At 61.6% G+C, this 21008-nt stretch carries 11 protein-coding genes and 2 rRNA genes (1 of these 13 only partly in view); 5 read left to right on the top strand and 8 right to left on the bottom strand.

Annotation, left to right across the window (positions count from 1 at the left end; genetic code table 11):
* Positions 1 to 2418 (bottom strand): efflux RND transporter permease subunit, encoded by a 2418-nt coding sequence (locus FIV42_RS04585; protein ID WP_141196535.1) that lies wholly within the window; start codon positions 2416 to 2418, stop codon positions 1 to 3.
* A gap of 185 nt (positions 2419 to 2603) precedes the next feature.
* On the opposite strand from FIV42_RS04585, the gene FIV42_RS04580 reads away from it, so the two are divergent.
* Positions 2604 to 3854 (top strand): hypothetical protein, encoded by a 1251-nt coding sequence (locus FIV42_RS04580; RefSeq protein WP_141196534.1) that lies wholly within the window; start codon positions 2604 to 2606, stop codon positions 3852 to 3854.
* Between the two features lie 16 nt (positions 3855 to 3870).
* On the opposite strand, the gene nagZ is transcribed toward FIV42_RS04580, so the two are convergent.
* The 3 genes from nagZ to FIV42_RS04565 all read right to left on the bottom strand — a co-directional run bounded on the left by nagZ (position 3871) and on the right by FIV42_RS04565 (position 6869).
* On the bottom strand, positions 3871 to 5013 hold the full coding sequence (gene nagZ / locus FIV42_RS04575) for a beta-N-acetylhexosaminidase (RefSeq protein ID WP_141196533.1): 1143 nt from the start codon (positions 5011 to 5013) through the stop codon (positions 3871 to 3873).
* On the bottom strand, positions 5010 to 5864 hold the full coding sequence (locus FIV42_RS04570; protein ID WP_222615374.1) for an ABC transporter permease: 855 nt from the start codon (positions 5862 to 5864) through the stop codon (positions 5010 to 5012). Before FIV42_RS04570 ends, nagZ begins: the two co-directional genes overlap by 4 nt.
* 75 nt (positions 5865 to 5939) lie before the next feature.
* On the bottom strand, positions 5940 to 6869 hold the full coding sequence (locus FIV42_RS04565; protein WP_141196532.1) for an ABC transporter permease: 930 nt from the start codon (positions 6867 to 6869) through the stop codon (positions 5940 to 5942).
* A gap of 124 nt (positions 6870 to 6993) precedes the next feature.
* Here FIV42_RS04565 and FIV42_RS04560 point away from each other — a divergent pair, with 124 nt between their 5' ends.
* On the top strand, positions 6994 to 7782 hold the full coding sequence (locus FIV42_RS04560) for a type III pantothenate kinase (protein WP_141196531.1): 789 nt from the start codon (positions 6994 to 6996) through the stop codon (positions 7780 to 7782).
* 34 nt (positions 7783 to 7816) lie between these two features.
* Here the strand turns inward: FIV42_RS04560 and FIV42_RS04555 are convergent, their stop codons facing one another.
* Positions 7817 to 8377 carry a hypothetical protein gene (locus FIV42_RS04555; protein WP_141196530.1) on the bottom strand — a complete coding sequence of 187 codons (561 nt, stop codon included), beginning with the start codon at positions 8375 to 8377 and terminating at the stop codon, positions 7817 to 7819.
* A 436-nt stretch (positions 8378 to 8813) separates the two neighbouring features.
* On the opposite strand from FIV42_RS04555, the gene FIV42_RS04550 reads away from it, so the two are divergent.
* Entirely contained in the window at positions 8814 to 9818 is a 1005-nt protein-coding gene (locus FIV42_RS04550; RefSeq protein ID WP_141196529.1) for a helix-turn-helix transcriptional regulator, read from the top strand.
* 4 nt (positions 9819 to 9822) lie between these two features.
* Here FIV42_RS04550 and FIV42_RS04545 read toward each other — a convergent pair whose 3' ends face one another.
* The 3 genes from FIV42_RS04545 to FIV42_RS04535 form a co-directional block, all read right to left on the bottom strand.
* Positions 9823 to 11880 carry a tetratricopeptide repeat protein gene (locus FIV42_RS04545; protein ID WP_141196528.1) on the bottom strand — a complete coding sequence of 686 codons (2058 nt, stop codon included), beginning with the start codon at positions 11878 to 11880 and terminating at the stop codon, positions 9823 to 9825.
* A 54-nt stretch (positions 11881 to 11934) separates the two neighbouring features.
* Positions 11935 to 14025, bottom strand: a complete 2091-nt coding sequence (locus FIV42_RS04540) for a right-handed parallel beta-helix repeat-containing protein (RefSeq protein WP_141196527.1) — start codon at positions 14023 to 14025, stop codon at positions 11935 to 11937.
* Between the two features lie 458 nt (positions 14026 to 14483).
* Entirely contained in the window at positions 14484 to 17039 is a 2556-nt protein-coding gene (locus tag FIV42_RS04535) for a bifunctional serine/threonine-protein kinase/formylglycine-generating enzyme family protein (protein ID WP_168210407.1), read from the bottom strand.
* Between the two features lie 1568 nt (positions 17040 to 18607).
* Between FIV42_RS04535 and FIV42_RS04530 the strand changes: the two genes are divergently transcribed.
* Both FIV42_RS04530 and FIV42_RS04525 read left to right on the top strand, forming a co-directional pair.
* Positions 18608 to 20142, top strand: a 16S ribosomal RNA gene (locus FIV42_RS04530).
* Between the two features lie 399 nt (positions 20143 to 20541).
* Positions 20542 to 21008 (top strand): 23S ribosomal RNA (locus tag FIV42_RS04525) (it continues 2574 nt past the right edge of the window).
* Together the 16S and 23S rRNA genes form the textbook arrangement of a ribosomal RNA operon.

Genomic DNA, 21008 nt, shown 5'->3' with positions numbered 1-21008 from the left:
TTAGGGGGCTCCATTGACGGAACCTTCTCGCTGTTCGTCGTCCGCCTCGTCTTCCGTTTTGAGGAAGAAGACGTGGACCGCGAGAGACACGATCAGGATGCTGCTCAGGCCCACGACGGCCACCTGGCCCAGTGAGGCCAGGCCGCGGTGTCCCGAGATCATGAGGGCGCCGAAGCCGATCATCGTGGTGGCGAAGGCGGCAAAGACCGCGCCGGCGGTGTGCCGGAAGCTACTCCAGTCCGACGGGGAGCGCGCGATGCACGATGACAGGTGAAAGACCGCGTCGACGCCCAGCCCCAGCCAGATGGGCCAGATGATCATGTTCATGAAGTTGAACGAGATATCGAGCAGCCCGATCAGGCCGGTGCCTACAAAGACGCCGGCGGCGACTGTGGCGACCGCCAGGGCGAGACGCTTGAGGTTGCGGAAGGCGATCCAGGCGACCGACAAGAGCCCGAGCACGGCGATGAGCACCAGCCAGAAGGTGTCCGACTTGATGTGGCCGAGGATGTCGGCCAGGAGCGCCTCTTGGCTGATGGGGTCGACGGTGCCTTGGCCGTTGGGGCCGGGCAGGGCGTTGGTGACCGCGACGTACTCCATCGCGTCTTGGGCGTTGTGGATATAGTGCGACGGCAAGATCAGCACGACGGTCTTGCTGGGGTCGTCGGTGCGCGCAAAGCGCTGGCGCACCAACTCGGGGAGGTCGTCGACGGCGATGGTGCCGGTCTTGTCGACCAGTTGGAGCTCGTCGTACAGCTCTTGGAGTCGCTCGTTCTTTTTGCGTCGGCTCTTGGGGATATCCTCGAGATCTTCGAGCAGCCCTCGCCAGACGGTCAGCTTGTCGGGTTGGTCCTCGGGGACGAGGTCGTAGATGGTGAACACCGCCTCGACGATCTCGGCGCGCGGGTCGTCGGCCATGCGCTTTTGCAGCTCGTCTTTGACGGCGAGCGCGTGGGCCTTGTCGTCGACGAGCACGACCGCCGGCGGCTGCGCCATGTCGACGACGTCGTCGACCTCGTCTTCGACCTTGAAGGCCGGCAGGTCTTTGGGCATGAGCTTGCGGAAGTCGAACTCGAAGCTCACGCCCGGCATGCCGACGGCGGCGAGCACGACCGCAACGGCCAAGAAGACCGCCGAGAGGCGTGTCCAACGCGTCTTTTGCTTGGCGGTGACCCGCAAGTGTCGCTCTTCGCTGGGCATGCGCGGGTTGGGCTCGAAGCGCGTGCCGGCCACCAGCAAAAGCAGACACGGCAGCACCAGCGCGTACGACAGCAGCACCAGCGTCAGTCCACCGAGCGACAGGATGCCGAACTCGAAGAACGCCTGGAACGACGAATACGCCAGGCTCGCCAGCGCGACCAGCGTGGTCAGACCGGCGTAGAGGCTGGGCCGGCCGGCGGTCTCCAGCGCGGTGACTAGCGCCTCGCGGGGTGTGCGCCCGGCGCGGGTTTCCTGGAAGCTCGACACGATATGAATGCCGTAGTCGATCCCCAGCCCCATGAGCACGGCCCCTAGGAATCCGGTCAAGATATTGAGGCTGCCGAAGACGAGCTGCGCCCAACCGAATGTCCACACCGTGCTCATGATCAGCGGCACAGCAATGACCAGCGGGTACACCCAGCTTCGGAAGTAGGCGATGAGAAAGACCAGAATGCCCAACAGCGCGAGGCTCGTGCCCCACGTCAGGTCTTTGCGAATGGCGTTTTGGGTCTCGTAGAACTTCGTGTAGCGCCCGCTGAACGCGATCGACACCTTCGGGTGGTCCGGCTCGATCTTGTCGGCGAAGAACCCCTTGATGTCGGCGAGGAGTCGGTCGGTCTTCTGGAACTCGGTGTTCGGGAAGACCGGGTCGACGTAGATGACGTAGTGGCGCTGCTCGTCGTCGGTCAGGTAGCGCGGCTGGTCGAAGCGCGAGCGATACTTCTCTTCGATGTCTGAAAGATCGACCTCCGGCGGCTCGTCCGAGCCCAGGCCGACGAACATCGGGTTGGCGCGCGCCTTCTCCCACTTGATGCGCTTGTTGACACGCTTGCTCACTTCGCGCGCGTCGTCGAGGCCCAGATACATCAGGCGCCGGTCCTCGAAATACTCGACCGGGCGGGTGAACTCGACGCCGGCGACCAGCTCGTGGTCGCCGATCATGGCGGCGAGCTCGTCGACCGATTCCTGATTGGCCTTCGGGTCGGGGCCCTCGAGCAAGATGGCCAGTCGGCCGATCTGGCGGCCGTAGGCGTCTTCGAGGCGTTCGAGTCCCTGGACGGACGGGTCGGACTGGGGCAGCAGGCGCTTGAGCTCGCTGTCGAGGCTCAGCCCGCTGGCCAGATAGGCCCCCAAGCCGGTCAACAAGACCGCGACCGCCATGATGATCGGGGTAAACCGCTCGAAAAAATCGGCGACTGCTTCTTCTTTCCTATTCATGATTCTGTCGGGCGGCCACGGGGGCTAAAGCATTGTTTCTGCGCGTAGTATCTGTACCTTACAGGCCTACCCTTGTCGACCTGAGAGCCCGCGGTTGTGCGCTGCGTTGGCCGCCGAGATGCCTAGGGATTTCCAGATTCGTGCACTAGACTTGTGGCGAACCGTCTCACTTGCCCAGAGTTGCTATGCGTGTTGTTCCCCCGATGTGTCGGACCATTGTTTTGGTGGCGGTCGCCGCTTTTCTGCTCCCCACCTTGCTCCCTACGAGGGCCGAGGCGCAGGAGTGTGAGTCCGAAGCGCTCGACGCCTTGGCTCGCGCGCGGCGAGTGCGAAGCTTCCAGCTCGATTTTTCCCGGTACCGTCGCGATCTCGACACGCGCTTCGACCGGCTGTACCGGTGGCTCGAAGACGGCGGCGAGGACGTCGAGTGGAGCACGCAGTTCTCGTGGCTTGGCGACAACTACAAGTTCAGCGATTACGCGTTGTGTACCGCCCAGGGCGAACGCGCCGCGCAACTCAACGGCGGCTGGAACGGCTTTGCCCTCGAGACGCGCAACCGCAAGTGGGACGTGCGCCTGCGCCTGATGCTCTTCGACGCGGGCGACGGCGTCTCACCCGACGACTTGCCGCGCGACGACAACGGCGACGTCATCTTCGACGACGACGCGGTCGGCTACGGCCAGCTCTTCTACGGGGTCTACCTGCAGGTCACCGAATGGTTCGGCGTGACCGTGGGAGGTGTGTCCGACTCGCAACGCTTGCAGCATATCGGCACGACGACCACCGACGAAGGCGACGTCAAAACCTCGACCCGCATCCAGACGAATACCGTCGGCGAGCCTGGCTGGTATCTGAGCGCCTCCATCCCCAAGTGGAAGCTGTCGACCGACTTCATCTTTGGCGCCGCCGACTCCGTCGACGTCGGCATGCTGCGCGCCGCGTCCATCCCGATGCCCTTCGTCGACGGCCTCGAGGCGCTCGCCGGGGGCGGCTATCTCGGCTACGAAGACACCACCGTCGGTTACTTGGGCGCGCGGTACCGTCCCGTTTCGTTCGTGGAGACGACCCTCGAGCTGGCCGTCGAGCCGGTGCGCGTGCGCAGCGTCCGCGGGCGCGCCGAGGTCGACTGGAGCCACCCGTTCTATCCCGAATTGGAGCTGTTGCCCGGCCAGCCGAGCAAATGGTTGGTCGGCGCCGAAGCCGGCGCCTTTGTAGAGGCGAGCCTGTTCAACAGCGCCTACTTGGAGGCGCAGGAAGGAAGGTCGAACGTCACAGGCTTGCTGGGCGGCGCGTCGCTCGGCGTGATCGCACGTCCGGTCGGCTTCAACTTCGAGGTCTACGGCGGCGTCAACCCCGCCGCCCATCTGGCGCGCATCGTCGACGTGGTCGACAAGCCGCTCTTCGGCACCCGGCTGATGGTTCGCACCGGGTGGTGAACCGAAGGCTGAGCGCTCAACCCGCCTCGGTGGGATCGACGAGCTTTTCTTCGGGGTTCCACTCCACGCGCGCCATCGTCTGGCGATGTTCGTCGCAGCCCAACATCTCGCGCCAGCCATCGTACGGCTGCCAGGGGCGGCGTTGGTTGCCCAACATGGTGCGCTTGAGGCGACGTACGCGCTCGGCGGCGCGCAGCACGAGCTGTAGGTCTTCGTCGCCCGACGTGGCCAGCTCGTAGAGCGTGTCGTAGGCCTGCTGCCACTTCGCTTCGGTGTGGCAGATCAGGAAGATGTCGATGCCCGCGCGAAGCCCCAACGTGACCATCTCGTCGATGTCATAGCGCTCGGCGACGGCCTTCATCTCCAGGTCGTCGGTGATCACCACCCCGTCGTAGCCCAACTCCTCGCGCAACAACTCGCCGATGACCGCCTGGCTGAGCGTGGCCGGATGCTCCGAGTCGAGCGCCGGCAGCAGCATATGCGCGGTCATGAGCATCGGGATGTCGGCGCCGATCGCTCGCCGGAACGGCTCGAGCTCGACGCGCTGCAGCCGCTCCATGTCGTGTTTGAGCGTGGGCAGGTCCTTGTGGCTGTCGAGCAGGGTGTCGCCATGGCCGGGGAAGTGCTTGCCGCACGGGATCACCCCGGCGGTGTGGTGGCCGAGCAAGAAGGCGCCGGCCGCCCGGATCACGCGCTCGGGTGTACGGCCGAAGGCGCGGTCGCCGATGATCGGGTTGAGCGGGTTGGTGTCGACGTCGAGCACCGGCGCGAAGTTCAGGTTGAACCCCAGCGCGCCCACCTCGGTGGCGATCACCTCGGAGACCTCCGAGATGAGCCGGCCGTCGTTGGTGTCGCCCACCGCGCGCATGGGCGGAATAGGTGTGAGCGGCTCTTTGAGGCGCACGACGCGTCCGCCCTCCTGGTCGACGGCGACAAACGGAGCTTCGGGGGCCTCGGCGGCGAGCTCGTGGACGCGCGTGTTGAGCGCGCAGACTTGCTCGACGGTGTCGACGTTTCGCCGAAACAGGATCACCCCGCCGATCTTGCCGGTGGACAGCGCCTCGGCGATCGCCTCGGGCGGCTCCTCGTCGGCGCCGTGGAATCCCACCACCAACAACTGGCCGATCGCCTCACGAATTTGGTCGTCGCTCACATTCATTTCGCTCTCGTCACTGCACGCGGGTCCAAGATGTCACGCAGGCCGTCGCCCAAAAAGTTGATGCTCAACACGGTGATCATGATGGCGACGCCCGGGAAGATAGCCAGATGCGGGGTCAACAGAAAGTAGGTCGCACCCTGGTCGAGCAGGGCGCCCCAGCTGGGCAGGTCCTGCGGGCCGAGGCCCAAAAAGCTGAGCGCCGCTTCGGCCAAGATCGCGCCGGCCACCCCGAAGGTCGCCTGCACGATCACCGGCGCCAAAATGTTGGGCACGATTTCACGAAACAGCGTGCGCCGGGTCGGAAACCCGAGGGCGCGCGACGCCTCGACATAGGCGCGCTCGCGCTCGGAGAGCACCTGGCCACGCACCAGTCGAGCGTAGCCCGCCCATCCAGAGACCGAAAGCGCCCCGATCACCGCCAAGAGGCTAGGCTTCTGGGTGATGAAGATGAGCAAGATGGCCAGCAGGATGCCCGGAAACGCCATCAAAATCTCGGTGATGCGCATGATCACTTCGTCGATCCAGCCGCCGAAATAGCCGCTGATCGAGCCCAGGAAGATCCCGACGGTCGAGCAGATGGAGACGGTCGCCAGGCCCACCATCACGGCCACGCGGGTGCCGTAGATGACCTTGGTGAGCACGTCCGCGCCGTTTTCGTCGGTGCCCAGCCAATGGCGAGCGCTGGGGGCTTGGAGTTGACGGGTCACGTCGACATAGTCGAGGTCGTAGGGCGCCAGCCAGGGGGCGAAGAGGGCGACGAAGAAGACAAAGCAGAGCACCGCCAGGCCCAGCCAGGCCAGCCAGCTGAGCTTGTCGCGGTGCATTTTGAGGAGTTCGAAAAGCCACTTCACGGCAGACTCCTCCCCGCTTCGGGCAGGTGCCGAAGCGAAGTGAAGGCGATGGGGGGCACCGTTGTCTGTGTCGCTTTAATCATACCGAATGCGCGGGTCGATCCAGCCGTACACCAAGTCGGTGATCAGGTTGACCGCCACGTAGGAGAACGCGATGAAGATGACGCAACCCTGCACGATCAGATAATTGCGGGTGTTGATCCCGTCGAGCAGGAGCGTTCCCAGACCGGGCCGGGCGAAGACCTTCTCGACGATGATTGCGCCGCCCAGAAGGGCGCCGAATTGCAGGCCGAGGATGGTCACCACCGGGATGAGCGCGTTGCGCAGCGCGTGTTTGGTGGTCACCTTCCAGCCGGGGTTGCCCTTCGATTTGGCCGTGCGCACATAATCCTGGTTGAGCACCTCGAGCATGCTCGAGCGCGTCATACGCGTCAGCTTGGCGGCGAGCGCCGTACCCAGAGTGATGGCCGGCAAGATCAGCGTCGATAAGCCTGTGACCTCGCTGCCGGGGTTGGGGAGCGCCTGTAGCGTGAGGCTGAACAGGATGAGCAGCATCGGGCCCAACCAGAAGTTGGGAATCGATATGCCTAAGAGCGCGAGCACCGCCGAGCCGTTGTCCACCCAAGAATAGGGTTTTAAAGAGGCGGCGATGCCGAGGGGCAGGGCGATGAGCAGCGCAATGGCCAGACTCGCCAGGGCGAGTTGGAAGGTCGCCGGGATATTGGCCACGAGTTTGTCGGCCACGGTGACCCCGCGCTCGTCGCACAATTCACCGAGGGTGCCGTTGCCGACGTCCTTCCAGAAGAGCACGTATTGCTCCCACAGCGGCTTGTCGAGGTTGAGGCACTCGCGCATCGCCTGTTTGTCGACCGCCAGGGCCTGCTCGCCCAAGATCGACTCGACCGGATCGCCCGGTACGGAGCGAAGCACGAAGAAGACCAACGTGACCACGCCCAGGATGACGAGCACCGAGGCCAGTAAGCGGCGGATGAGAAATGTGGTCATGGTGGAACCGAAAGAAAACCACTCGGTACGACGAGATGCGCCGGCGGGTGTTGCACCGGCGGCGTCATGAACATAGTGTTCAGCGTTGGCTCATGTCTAGTAATTCCTACTCAGGTACGACTATATGCTGTTCGTCATTGATGTCGGCAATACAAACACCGTCCTCGGTGTCTACAAGGGCACAACACTGCTCAAGCACTGGCGTATTCAAACCCATCATGGGCGCACCAGTGACGAGCACGGGATTTTGTTGCGCGAGCTGTTTCATTTTGCCGGGCTCGACCCGGACGCCATCGACGCGGCGATCATCAGTTGTGTGGTGCCGCCAATGGAGCGTGCGCTCATCGGCATGGTCGAAGACTACTTCGAGCTCGCCCCGATGGTGGTCGGCCAGACGGTCCATCCGTCGATGGCGGTGCTCTATGATAACCCGCGCGAAGTGGGCGCCGACCGGCTGGTCAACGCCGTGGCGGCTTGGCAGCGCTATCAAACGAGCCTGGTCGTCGTCGACTTCGGCACCGCGACGACCTTCGACGCGATTACGGCCGACGGCGCCTACAAGGGCGGGGCGATCGCTCCCGGTGTGACCATCTCGAGCGAAGCGCTCTTCCACCACGCCAGCAAGCTGCCGCGCGTCGAGATCGCCAAACCGCCGTCGGTCATCGGCCAGACGACGGTGCATTCAATCCAGTCCGGGCTGCTCTATGGCTACACGGGCCTTGTGCGTGAAATCGTCACGCGCATGAAGTCCGAGTTGGATGGCGAGACGCGGGTGGTGGCCACCGGTGGGCTGGCGCGGTTTATTGCCGGAGAGACCGATATCATCGACGAGGTCGACGACTTCTTGACGCTCGAAGGGCTGCGCCTGATTTCCGAGGAACAAGAAAAGCAAATCGCCGAGCAGAATGATTGATCTACTCGGCGGATCGTGAGGCGGGGATGGCTGCTTATTTGCCGGCTTCGGCGCCGGCCTTTTCGCCAGCAGCTTCGCCTTCAGCAGCCTCGCCTTCGGCTTTCTCGGCACCTTCGGCGCTCTCGCCTTCAGCGCTGTCGGCACCTTCGGCCTTCTCGCCGTCGGCTTTCTCTTCAGCGGCGGCTTCGCCCTCGTCGGCCTTTTCTTCCTTCTTGTCGGCCGAGTCGCTCGACGACTCTTCTTCGAGCATCTCTTCCTGCGAGCCGTACTTCTCGACGGCGGCAGCGCCAGCGCCGATCGGGCCCTCGAAGCGCTCCATGTCACCGCTCATCAGCGCGCTGAGGTCGGGCCAGAAGGCCACCGTCAGCAAGATGCTGACGACGATGCCGAACAGCCAGCTGGCCGTCGGCCACGACTTGCCCTCTTCCTCGAGTTTGAACAGCGCAAAATAAATCGTGTACGGCGGGAAGAGCAGGGTCATCAACCCCGGGCCGGTTCCCATTCGGAAAGCGTACTTCGACAGGGCAATCGCCCCATAGGCGAAGAACCCGAGTCCGATGAGAATCAGAAAGAGAGTAATCCCGACGAGAATCATGAAACCTCCGTAAAACCTGCTCCGATCTGAATCGGTGCCGCACGATGAAGTCGATTTGATTACAGCAAGGTGCCTTTGCTGTCAATCTTGGAGCCGGCTATCCCAGTCTCCGTGCACCGATCCCGTAAGCGAACCTCCAGCAGATCGGGGTCTGCCGGGTCGCGCCCTTCAACTGGTATCACGACATGTGAGTTGTCGCAAAACCCTTTATGTTTCTGGGGCTTCATCGCTTCGTATGCGGCGGCGCTCAGTCTTGTGGGTCTCCGTTGGCTGAACTATAGTGCGCGCCACATCCGATATGACACCGGCTGCTTTCTGGAATCAAAGGTGCAAATGGCCCGTTTTTTGAGCCGCCAACTTCTGGCCAGGGTTGACTCGAAACACTGCGCCCACTTCTTCACTGCGTTCACAACTTTCCAATTGGAGCTTCACCTTCATGTCCGCTCGAAACACATTCGCGGCAACTCGACGATCCCACGCCATCTTGCAGTGGTTGCAGAATGGCGAGGAAGTCACCATCCAGCGTGTCATTGACAACTTCGATATCAAATATCCGCAGGCTCGCGAGGACCTGAAGCTGCTCGAGGAGCTGTACGGACTGTCGACGCATCGAGACGGTCGCGTCAAAGTGTGGACGTGGGCCGGGTTTGATCCCGACTACGTGTCGGTGGCCACCGCCGCGGCCCTCGAGCTGGGCTCGATCGCGCTCGATCTGTTCCGCGAGACGCCCTACCGAAGTGAAATCGAGCGGCTGGCCGAGCACTGCCGCAATCGCGTCGGTGACAAGCAGCGCCAGCGCCTCGATCGCGTCTCGCAGGCGCTGCACCTGCGTCGCACGTGGCTTCCGGCCGACGAAGAGGCGATGGTCGACCATGTCGAGTCGATCCTCGATGCGGTTTTCAAGGGACGGCGCTTGGCGATGGTGTATGCACGCGCCGATGGGGAGGTTCGCCACTATGTGGTCACGCCCCGAAAGATGGTCTGGTATGCCGGTCGGTTGTGGCTCTTGGCGCGCCATGAGGAGCAGATGAAGCTCTTCGACGTCGCCGGCATCGACAACCTCGAAGAAGTGCCGGCTCCCAAAAATGATGGCGGGGAGCCGATCACGGCCGAGGAGATGCCGGCCAGCGACGAAGAGTTGGCCAAGTATTTCGAAAACGCCTTTGGGATCTACGCCCAGAATTATCCGGTCGCTGAAATCGAGCTCGAGGTCTCAGGGGCCTGGGCCAACTACTTGCGTCGCTATCGCGTCCATCCCTCTCAGCAAACCGAAGAGGGCTACAAGAGCCTGCGCGTCTCGTTCCACATGGGGTTGTGCCCCGAGTTCAAGTCGTTCGTGCTCGGAATGCTGCCCAACGTCAAAGTGCACGCCCCCGCCGAATTGGCCGAAGAGCTCGAAGAGACCGTGCAGATGTGGCTCGAGGAAGAGGCGCCGCTGTAGCGTCTCAGCGCTGCAGGTCCAGCTGCCAGGGCACCACTTGATGGGGGTCGTGGGTGAGTCGCCACTGCACCGGCCCCTGCGAGGAGACCCCGCTGATGACGAGCGTTTTGGCCGAATGCTGGCGCTCGAAGCGCGGCGAGTTGACCTGTGTGCCGACCTTCTGGCTCAGCTTGGCCGCTTCAGGGTCATTGGCAGCCACCCACCAGCTCGGGCAGTGAAAGTCGGTGAGCAGTTCGATGGCTCGCCGCGCGGAGTGCTTGTCGAGTTTGTCGAAGCAAATTTCGAGTAGGCGCGCCAATCCCTTGCGGCTCGCCAGCGGCAAGAACTGGCCGGACTGGCGCAGATAGGCCATCCCCACCGTGTCGTCGTAACCTATCCCCGCCCCTTGCGGGCCACGGGCGAATTCGGGCACCCACTTTGCGCCGATCCTGAAGAGGATGAAGCGGTCTTCGGACTCGACCACCTCGATGGTGCTGGCGACGTGGGAGAAGGCGGTGTCCGACAGGTTGAACCGATACAGCGCCCACATCTCGGCGAGCTTGGCGGGCAACGCATCGCGCGACAACTCGCGCGTCGGATCGATATGATCGGACGCGATCGTCATCGACGTGCTCTGCTGGCTTGCCTGGTGGCCCTGGCGGGCGAGCATGTCGAGGTCGACGTCGTCTTTGTCGGCGGCGGCCATCCAACGGGCGACGAGATCGAACGGCTCGAGGATCATGTTGCCGATCTCGAGGTAGCTCTCCGAGGCTGGCGTCTCGTAGGTCCAGGCGCCGTCGTAGGTCTTCGCCAAGCACTCTCCGATGAACATGCCGAAGGCTAGCTGGCGAAAGTTCTCGAAGCCGGCGCGATCTTTGTAGAGTGGGCTGAGTGGGCGCAGATCATCGAGCAATCCATCCCGACAGTTGATCTCCATCTGCCAGATACTCTCCGGGCGCAGCACAATGGTCGTCGCCTTGTTCTTTTGTGTGGCGACCAGCAAGTTGCGAAGGCAGCGCTCCAAGAAGATTTCGGAGAGGAGGTCGCCATCGGTGATGCGAAAGTCGCGCATGTCGATGCCCCCCGACTCACCGAGCACCGAGCCTCGGTCGAGTGAGATGGGAGGGACCGTATCGATGCTGTCGTAGCCGGCCTTCGAGGGCCACTCAGGCGGCCCCATCTCGGCCAGGCCGGCGACGAGATCCTGGTTCAGGGACCGTTCGTGCTGGATGATCGCCTGCAGGTCCTTCTGGTTGGCGTCGACGCCCGGCTGCTTGGTGCCCGAGGAGTTCGAGCTGCGTGGACGCTGTTGACGAGGCGCCGATGGCCGGCGCTGTTGCGGCGCACGCGTCTGGCGCTTCTCGGGAGGGCGCTGGGATTGAGGCGGCGGTGACTGTGGCGCGGCAGGGGAGGGCGCCCCTGTCGAAGCGCCGCGTGCCGCCTGGCGCACCGAGGTCGGAAGGGTCTGCTCCGGGGCATGCTGTCGGCGGTTGATGCTTCGTCCCGAATTAATCGCACGGCGCGCTTCGCCGAAAAACGACTGCATCTCCGGGCCCGTTTTGGGCACCGAGTAGTCGAGCCGGTTGACGAACTTCATGGCATCCTGCTCGGGGATTCGCCCGGCGACATACGCGTCGACCAGATCGGCGAGGACCTTCTGCAGGTGGCGGAAGCCGTCGCCGTCGGCGTCGTTGCTGAGGGCTTCGATGAAGTCTTGGGTTCCCTCGTCCCAGCGCCCCTGGCGGATCTTCTGCTCGCCGAGCAGCGCCAGCGCATAGGAGTCGGACGTGTGGAAGGCGACGGCCTGGGTCAACAACTGCTCGGCCTCCCGGCGTTTGCCCTGCGCCCCCAGAATCTCGCCCAACAAGAGCTTGACGTCGGCCGTCGAATCAATCGAGTGCGCACGCTGTGCCAGGGTTTCGGCATGGGCGGTGTCGCCGCGATGCAGCGCCACGCGGGCGAGCCCGCGCAGCGCTTCGACCGAGTCCGGGTGGTCGTTGAGGTGACTCCGAAAGATCGGCTCGGCCGCGTCGACATTGCCTTGGCTGAGTTCGTGCCAGCCGTGATTGATCGATTGCAGCATGTTGACTCCCGGGGTTTTCCCCCGTGCTCAGTGATCGGTGCGCCGTTATCGCAATTAAAGCTTGCCCGGATCTCCCCAGTTGGTCGACTCGGGGATCGCGTCGGCGGTGGGCTCGGCCGGCACGGGTTCGTGGCCCAAGAAGTCTGTCTCCTCGGTGTTCGTGCCGATGCCACCCGAAGCATTGTCGATCCAGGTGACCGTGTCGAACGAAGCCGTGACCAGAGAGCCTGAACCGGTGCCTAAGAAGCAGCCGTAGCGGCCGTTGCCGGCGACCACCGAGTTGGTCAGCGAGACGCCGTTGGTGTTGACGAAGTGCAACCCGTCGCCCACCCCGAGCGTGTGTCCAGCCATCTCCATGTCGGCCATGTCCGTGTACAGGAATTGCGATTGTTCGGCCACGAAGGCCACGTTCGAGCCGAAGACGCCCGCGCCGCCGTTGCGTACGATCGTCGAGTTGCGCACGTGGAAGTCGCCCGGCATACCCCCGGTCCAAGTGCCTGTGTCGAGGTCGTTTTGCGCCCACAGTCCACCGGCGTCGTTGTCGATGACAATACTACGGTCGATGAGCAACATTTCCTGATCTTCGAGGTTGCTCCCCATGTCGCGCGCGAGCAAACCGAGTCCGGCATTGTCGCTGAACATGTTGTCTACGAAGTAGGCACTGCGCACGTCCTCGAGCAACACGCCGTGGCCGTGATTGGCAAAGCTGACCTGACGAGGACCGCTGAAGGCTTCGTCGGAGCCCAGGGTGTTCGTAAAGGTCGAACCGCCCGCCAAGACATTGCGCCCGCGTGATTCGAGCGCCACAGTCTTGTTGGTGTCGAATTTGGTGTCCATGACGGCCGCACTCGCCCACACGCGTCTTGCACTCTGCTCCGCCGGAGCGAAAAAGTCGTCGGGGAAGAAGAAGTCGTCCGGAAAGAAGAAGTCGTCGGGGAAGAAGAAGTCATCCGGAAAGAAGAAGTCGTCGGGGAAGAAGAAGTCGTCCGGAAAGAAGCTGTCCCCGGGCAGGCGCTCATCGTTGCTCAACACAGGAGTTCCCGCAAAGGTCTCGGTCGGGAAGGCTGCGCTAGGCACGGGCAACCCCTGCCCGGAGTCGGGATCGAAGACGGCGTCGTCGAACCGTCGGGAACTTTCGGGCAGCGTGCCCAGGGACACCCCGCGCAGGTTCTTGCTGACCTGGGCTTGATCGATCCACAACCGCGAATCGAGCGCGAATACCCCTGGCTCACCGTTGCGGTCGATGATGGTGTCTTTGAAGAGGCGCAGATAGCTCTCTTCACTCCACACACCGGCTCCTCGACGCGGCGTGCCCTCGGCGTCGCCGGCCCCTGCTGCCGCCTTGCGCAGGTTCTGGATGCGGGCGTTGGCCGTGGCCAAGACGCCTGCTTGAATCTGTACGCCGGCAATTTGGCCGGAGCCGTCTTCGAGCGAAGAGTTGAGTCCGTCGATGATACTGTCCACGATGACCACAGCCGTCTCGTAAGACGAAGGGGGCGCGTCGTCGTCGACCTCGCGAGCCCAGATACCTCGGTCGCGGAAAGCCCGAATGATCGAACGGTCGAGCCGCACGGCGGCTCCACGCGCGTCGACGCCGGTGGCGTAGTTTTCGATCACCGAGCCAACCACACTCAGCGCGACGGTGCTTCCCGGTTGGCTGGCTCGCACGGAGATGGCCGTGGCGCTCACGGGCTTGGTACCACCGGTGAAGTGGCTGTTGGCGATGACAGAAGTGGTGACATCCTCGAGTGCGATGAGGGGCGCGTCTTGACGCTCCGAATCGGCCGTGATGGTCGCGCCCACCAGAGAAAAGGCTGTCGCACCGTTCACCCGCAAGCTGCCGGTGGCTCCGAAGTCGAGCGTGACGCTCGAGGCGCACGGGCTCAATAAACTGAGTGCACCGCTCGACAGGCTCAACTCCCCGTCCACTTCGTAGGTGCCCGGAAGCAACGAGGCGACCACTTCGGTGGAGCCGTCTTCGGCCAACTGGACCAGAGCCTCGAGGTTGGTCGGGTGGCCGTACTTGCTGCCATCACCATCGCCGTTGGGCGACACGTAACGCACTTCGCCATTGAAGTCGGGGTTGCGTGCGGTGCTCGATTCATCGGGGATGTACAGAAAGCTGCCTTTTTGACAACCAGCCACGCCCGCTTGGGATGTGCCCACTGTGCGCGTTTCGCCGGCTGAGAAGTCTGCTGTCGGCGGTTGTTGGCCGCTCCCACCGGTTGTGGAACACACTTCGTCGACAACACCGTCGGGACATATTGCGTGGTAGCTGGGTTCTGGCGCGGGATCTGCGGTGTCTTGTCCCACGTCGCTGTCCGGCTCCCATGCTCCGCCGCTATCAGCCGTGTCGTCTGAAGCGTCGTCGCGTACGGTCGCACCGCTGTCCACGTCTGAGCCGCTGGCTCCGCAGCCCGCGCCGCTGGCCAGCAGAGCAGAGCAGAGTGCCGCGCAGATCAGCACGGAGGTCACATTGTCGCGTCGAATCATCACTCCATCTCCTCTCATCAATAACGGTGCAACTCGGTGGACAGCCCCAGTGTAGGCAGTTCGTCATCGCGCTGCAATCGGTCGCCTGGGGGCGTCGTGGTCCATAAAACCTATAGCGACATGGCCAGTCGAAAGCCCAGGTATGCGTGCCGTGAATCGTCTTGGGCATCCATGTGCCAGTCGAGTCGGCACATCAATTCGATCGAGCCAAACGAGGCGCCTTGGACAATGCGGCGGTCGTCGCTGCTGGGGGCGCGGGTGGTGGTCCACTCGATGACGTTGCCAGCCATGTCCCGCACTCCATACGGTGAACGATCCATTTTGTACTTGTGAACCGACACGGGCATTGGGCGGCCCCGCTCGCTGTCGCGCATGCGGCAAAACGATGGGTCGAAGTGGTTCCCCCACGGATACAGCCGCCCGTCGACGCCGCGAGCGGCTTTCTCCCACTCGTCAGCCGACGGCAATCGGTAGGCGAACCCGTCGCGCTTGCTGCGCCAAGCGGCGTAGGCCACTGCGTCGTTGTACGAGATCATGCAGATCGGCCAGTTCATGTCCCAACGATCACCTTCGGCGTCCTCGGTGGGCAGCGAGAATTGACCGTCCTCGCTTACCGGAAAGTAGGACTCGCCGTCTTCCAGGCGGGGGGCATGCTTTTTTGCGCGCTCCAGGTCGTCGGTGGCGACGGCGTTCAAGAAGTCGAGGTATTCGGCGCACGTCACCGGCGCTTCCATGATGCCAAAATCCGGCAGGTACTGTTCGTGATCCTCGAGATTCTGCGCCTGCAACTCGCCGCTGAGGAATTTCCCACCTGCGATCACCACGAAGTTGTCGGGCACCTGGTCGACACGCTGCAGCTGGATTTCGAGCGTACGCTCCTCCATGCGGTCGAGTCTGACCGGGACTTGAAGCGCGACGTAGCCGGGCCGCTGCAACTCGATCACATAGCTGCCGTGCTGCAGCTCGAGGTTCCGCACCGGCGTCTCCCCCAACTCGGCCATACGGCGCTCGACCAGGCGTCGATTGACCTCCACGAATTCGTAAAGGACGGCTTGGGCAGGTTCGGGGTGCGTGAGCACCGTCAACCTCGCGGTACCCTCGAGTAGCTGGTCGTACCAGCCGTCGTTGTACTGGCGTACCAGCCCCTCGAAATAGGTTGCGCGGGCGCGCTCGCCGGCGGCCTCCGCCTCTTGAAAGCGCTCCCAGTAGAGATCGGCCAGCGCTTTGCGCGCTTCGGACATCTCCGGCAGATGGCCGAGCGCCTGTCCGTACAACCGGGTCGCCTCACTGAAGTGGCGTTCGATTTCGACCTGCAGGTCTTCGACGCGTTGCTCGAGCGCCCAGACGCGTTCCTTCTCGTGGTGCGGTGCCCACGAGGTCATGTTGAGCTTCTCGTGGCTGAGCTCGTTCATGAGCTCGGCGTGTTTCTGATGGGTGCGCCCGTAGGCAGCGCGTGCCTCATCGGCTCGCTCGATCGCCTCGCGTGCCATTTGACGGCGCCGCTCGCGTTCCTTGACGCCCTCGAGGAACAACTCGAGGTCGTCGGCCATGGCCTCGGCACTCGCGTAGCGGTTCGAAGGGGCCTTGTCGAGCGCTTTGAGGCAAATGTCTTCGAGTTCGCGCGGGATCGAGCGCTCAGGCGCACGCGCCGAGGGTGGGGCTGGTTCCTCTTGCACGGCTTTGAACAATAAGGAGAGCACGTGCTCGGCAGTGAAGACCGGCTGGAGGGTGAGCACCTCATAGAGGATAGCCCCAAGGGCATACACATCCGTGCGTTGATCGATGGCGTCGTTCTCGCCTTGTGCTTGCTCCGGCGCCATATACTGCGGCGTGCCCACCAGCGCGCCCAACTCGTCGCCACCTAGCTGTGAGACCGCCCCGAGGTCCGGGTTGACGACCTTGGCCACGCCCCAGTCAATGACGAACACCTCGCCGTAGGCACCAATGAGGATATTCTCCGGTTTGAGATCCCGGTGGATCACCCCGCGGTCGTGCGCGTAGTGAACCGCTAAGCAAACCTGCCTGAGAATGGAGACCAGCTGGGTCAACGAGTACGCATGCTCCTGGCCTACCGCCATCTCCTGGATGATCTGCTCCAAGCTGCGCTCGCGTACGACGCGCATCGTATAATACGGCTCCTCGTTGGACAGCGCGCCCAGGTCATAAATCGGAATGATGCTCGGGTGTTCGAGAATCCCGGTGACCTGCGCTTCCTGCAGGAGCCGATCGCGCGGGTTTCCTTGTTCGGCAGTATCCGGAAGGAGTGTCTTCAGCGCGATATCGCGCTTGAGGATACGGTCATGTGCCAGCACCACCTGGCCCATGCCGCCGCGGCCGAGTTCATCGAGAAACTCGTAGCGCTGCTCGCGCTCGAGCTCGAGCTCCGACGGCGATTCGGCCGCTGCACTCGACGACTCGCCAAAAGGTAAGGTGTTGCGGGCGAGCTTGACCGGCGGGGTCTGCCGGAAAGTCTGCGCAACAGTCTGCGGCACCTCCAACAGCGGCTCGGTAGATTCCGTCGGAGTAAAGATCTCGTCGAGCACCAGCGTATCGCCTAGTTCAAACTCGTCTTGAAGAAGGCGTCGATCGGCTGACTCGAGGTAGCTTTCGAGATCGTCGAGCTGCTCACGACTAAGGTGGCCGTCGATGACCAATAGTTCCGACAAAGTCGTGCCCGCCGTGGCTGATTGGGACACGCACCTCAGAAGGGTGGCAAGATCGACCAAACCCCTCGCGATAGCTAGTTGGCCTAGCTGTGTGTCAGATTTCAAAGCCATGTTTCAAATATGCTAGACACTGTCTGATCGAAATGCCGGTGCTCACGCCTCGATTGCCCGCTCGTACTCACTGACCGCAGGGGTTGCGCTTTCATCCTCACAAGACAAGCGAGTTTCGTGCCAACCGTTCTAGGCCTGTCGCTGAGCTTAAACCACCGGCTCGGCCAACGCAAAGTTCGACTGTTCACCTTACCGAACCCGTTGGCTCGGAGTTGACCCGGCCTCGAGGTTGCTTAAGATCGCTCTTCGTCCACGGGAAGATGTCCAGCCTCTAGGCTCGTGCGTCGACCGTGGTGCTCGTGGTGTACCGAGAGCTTCGCGCTCGAAGCTACGACCCTCTACTTATAAGGTGGTCGGAATACCCATTTCAGGTCGCCAGTCATGTGCGAGCTTCGGGTGAGCGATTGGCATCGATATGATGTCGTCGAAAAAGACACAGAAACTACTTGACGCGGCGCCGGTAAGCACTTACCTTCCGCCGCCCGCTGACGAAAAAGCCCACGTGGCTTCGAGTCGGCGGCGAGAGCCGAAACGCTGATTTCGAGAAAGCTCGAAAGAAACGAAAAAAGCTCTTGACGCGGCGCCGGTAAGCACTTACCTTCCGCCGCCCGCTGACGAAAAAGCCCACGTGGCTTCGAGTCGGCGGCGAGAGCCGAAACGTTGATTTCGAGAAAGCTCGAAAGAAACGAAAAAGGCTCTTGACGCGGCGCCGGTAAGCACTTACCTTCCGCCGCCCGCTGACGAAAAGCCTCACGGCTTCGGGTCAGCGTCCAAGAGCTCGATTGTCGCTTTCGAAAATGTTCGAAAGAAACGAAAAAGGCTCTTGACAGGCTGGAGCAGCGAACATATGCTCCGCCGCCCGCTGACGAAAAGCCCAACGGCTCGAGTCGGCGGCGAGAGGCTTCTCGGAATTTCGAACATGCTTCGAAAGTTTTGAAAAGGCTCTTGACAGGCGGCAGCAACGAACATATGCTCCGCCGCCCGCTGATGAAAAAGCCGACACGGCTTAACATCGAGCGGCTCTTTGAAAACAGAATAGGAGTTCAGACAAGACGGCACGTCTTTCTTACTGAGTCTAACTCAGAAAAGGTAGTGCTCTTTGTTTGGCGAAGCTAGTGTGCAGACGAGTCGACCTCGTCGTGTGACGCGCGTCCCTCCAAAGGAGGGGCTCGGAGATAGATGCCCGAAGCGCGCACGGCCCGAGCGCAAGGCTTTTCGAAAGTGGTTTCCTGACAGGTTCTTCTTTCTTAAGTCGCCACCTCTACTATAGAGGCGCAAGTGCTCGGTCATCAAAATCGACCAAAACCTGTACGCAGCTCTCCAAGCATAGCAGCCATCACACCTTCTTTAGTGGGTTCGCCCGCTAGACGAGAAGGACGTGTGTCGCAGCGAACGCTTGGCAACCAGCTCTTATACCTTTGAGAGATTGGTTGTTCATTATAGAGGAGCTCTATTTCAAACTGGAGAGTTTGATCCTGGCTCAGAACGAACGCTGGCGGCGTGCTTAACACATGCAAGTCGCACGAGAAAAGGACCTTCGGGTCCCGAGTAAAGTGGCGAATGGGTGAGTAACACGTGAGTAATGTGCCTCCGAGCGGGGGATAACTATCCGAAAGGGTAGCTAATACCGCATGAGACCACACCGGCTGCGGCCGGAGCGGTCAAAGCCTTCGGGCGCTCGGAGATCAGCTCGCGGTCTATTAGCTAGTTGGTGAGGTAAAAGCTCACCAAGGCCATGATAGATAGCTGGTCTGAGAGGACGATCAGCCACACTGGGACTGAGACACGGCCCAGACTCCTACGGGAGGCAGCAGTGGGGAATCTTGCGCAATGGGCGAAAGCCTGACGCAGCAACGCCGCGTGAGTGAAGAAGGCCTTCGGGTCGTAAAGCTCTGTCAGGAGGGAAGAAAACCCGCATTGTCGGGCATGACGGTACCTCCGAAGGAAGCACCGGCTAACTCCGTGCCAGCAGCCGCGGTAATACGGAGGGTGCAAGCGTTGTTCGGAATCATTGGGCGTAAAGCGCGCGCAGGCGGCCTATTAAGTCTGATGTGAAAGCCCGGGGCTCAACCCCGGAGGTGCATTGGAAACTGGTAGGCTTGAGTCCGAGAGGGGTCAGTGGAATTCGTGGTGTAGGGGTGAAATCCGTAGAGATCACGAGGAACACCAGTGGCGAAGGCGACTGACTAGATCGGAACTGACGCTGAGGCGCGAAAGCGTGGGTAGCAAACAGGATTAGATACCCTGGTAGTCCACGCCGTAAACGATGTTCACTAGTTGCTGGCTCAATTGAGAGTCCGTGACGAAGCTAACGCATTAAGTGAACCGCCTGGGGAGTACGGCCGCAAGGTTAAAACTCAAAGGAATTGACGGGGGCCCGCACAAGCGGTGGAGCATGTGGTTTAATTCGAAGCAACGCGAAGAACCTTACCTGGATTTGACATCCCGTGAATCTCTCCTAACCGAGAGGGTGCCCTTCGGGGAGCACGGTGACAGGTGCTGCATGGCTGTCGTCAGCTCGTGTCGTGAGATGTTCGGTTAAGTCCGGCAACGAGCGCAACCCCTATTCTTAGTTGCTACCAGGTCATGCTGGGCACTCTAAGGAGACTGCCGGAGTGAATTCGGAGGAAGGTGGGGATGACGTCAAGTCCTCATGGCCCTTATGTCCAGGGCTACACACGTGCTACAATGGTCGGTACAAAGGGTCAGCTAACTCGCGAGAGTATGCCAATCCCAAAAAGCCGGCCTCAGTTCGGATTGCAGTCTGCAACTCGACTGCATGAAGCTGGAATCGCTAGTAATCGTGGGTCAGCATACCACGGTGAATACGTTCCCGGGCCTTGTACACACCGCCCGTCACACCATGGAAGTCGTTTGCTCCAGAAGTCGGTGACCCAACTTTTAGAGGGAGCCGCCGAAGGAGTGAACGGTGACTGGGGTGAAGTCGTAACAAGGTAGCCGTAGGGGAACCTGCGGCTGGATCACCTCCTTTACGGAGCATCTAGCTCTACTACGACTCGCATCTATAAGTGTCTCGCACACTTTGCCCTCCAAAGCGCACCACCCAAAGAAATCTACGTGCCGTCTTGTCTGAACTCCTTTCTGTAGTCAAAGCCATTGCAGGTCTTTGAAAATTGCATAGGACAGTGTCTTTTGATGAGAGTGCGTTCTCTAGGATGGGAACAAACTCTCTCAGTCAGGCATCTTCCATCGACAGCCTCTCTTTAAGAGGAGCTGTGGATGAAACGATATACACTGATCCGATGGACCCTGGAATCGAGCAAGTAAGTCTTGCTCTTGATGATTCCAAAGGTTGTCCATCGAGACATCATTTAGAAACATCAAGCGCACTTTGTTGTGGTCTCTCTTTGAGAGATACACATCATTCTTAGGTCAAGCTACTAAGGGCGTACGGTGGATGCCTTGGCGTTTGCTGGCGATGAAGGACGTGGAAGGCTGCGATAAGCCATGGGGAGCCGCCAAACAGGCCTCGATCCATGGATTTCCGAATGGGGAAACCCGGCCTGGGTAATACCAGGTCATCCAACACTGAATACATAGGTGTTGGAAGCGAACTCGGAGAACTGAAACATCTCAGTACCCGAAGGAAAAGACATCAATTGAGATTCCCTCAGTAGCGGCGAGCGAACGGGGAAGAGCCTAAACTGCTCGAGTGCCAAGCCCACAGGCGTTGCTCGAGCAGGGTTGTGGGGCTCGCTTTCCTGAAGCTGTGGCTTCAGGCGCAAGTTAAAAACAAGACGATAGCCAAACGGTTCTGGAAAGGCCGGCCAGAGAGGGTAATAGCCCCGTCGGCGACATCGACTTGTCTTGCGAAGCGAGTTCCCGAGTACGACGGGA

This window comes from Persicimonas caeni (assembly GCF_006517175.1).
GTDB lineage: Bacteria > Myxococcota_A > Bradymonadia > Bradymonadales > Bradymonadaceae > Persicimonas > Persicimonas caeni.
Note: the sequence above shows the minus strand (reverse complement) of the source record. Positions and strands in the feature narration are given on the sequence as shown.

Coding starts and splice junctions, on each gene's coding strand:
- nagZ (WP_141196533.1), bottom strand. CDS start 5,013: ATGAATGTGAGCGACGACCAAATTCGTGAGGCGATCGGCCAGTTGTTG.
- FIV42_RS04565 (WP_141196532.1), bottom strand. CDS start 6,869: ATGACCACATTTCTCATCCGCCGCTTACTGGCCTCGGTGCTCGTCATC.
- FIV42_RS04550 (WP_141196529.1), top strand. CDS start 8,814: ATGTCCGCTCGAAACACATTCGCGGCAACTCGACGATCCCACGCCATC.
- FIV42_RS04580 (WP_141196534.1), top strand. CDS start 2,604: ATGCGTGTTGTTCCCCCGATGTGTCGGACCATTGTTTTGGTGGCGGTC.
- FIV42_RS04560 (WP_141196531.1), top strand. CDS start 6,994: ATGCTGTTCGTCATTGATGTCGGCAATACAAACACCGTCCTCGGTGTC.
- FIV42_RS04585 (WP_141196535.1), bottom strand. CDS start 2,418: ATGAATAGGAAAGAAGAAGCAGTCGCCGATTTTTTCGAGCGGTTTACC.
- FIV42_RS04545 (WP_141196528.1), bottom strand. CDS start 11,880: ATGCTGCAATCGATCAATCACGGCTGGCACGAACTCAGCCAAGGCAAT.
- FIV42_RS04555 (WP_141196530.1), bottom strand. CDS start 8,377: ATGATTCTCGTCGGGATTACTCTCTTTCTGATTCTCATCGGACTCGGG.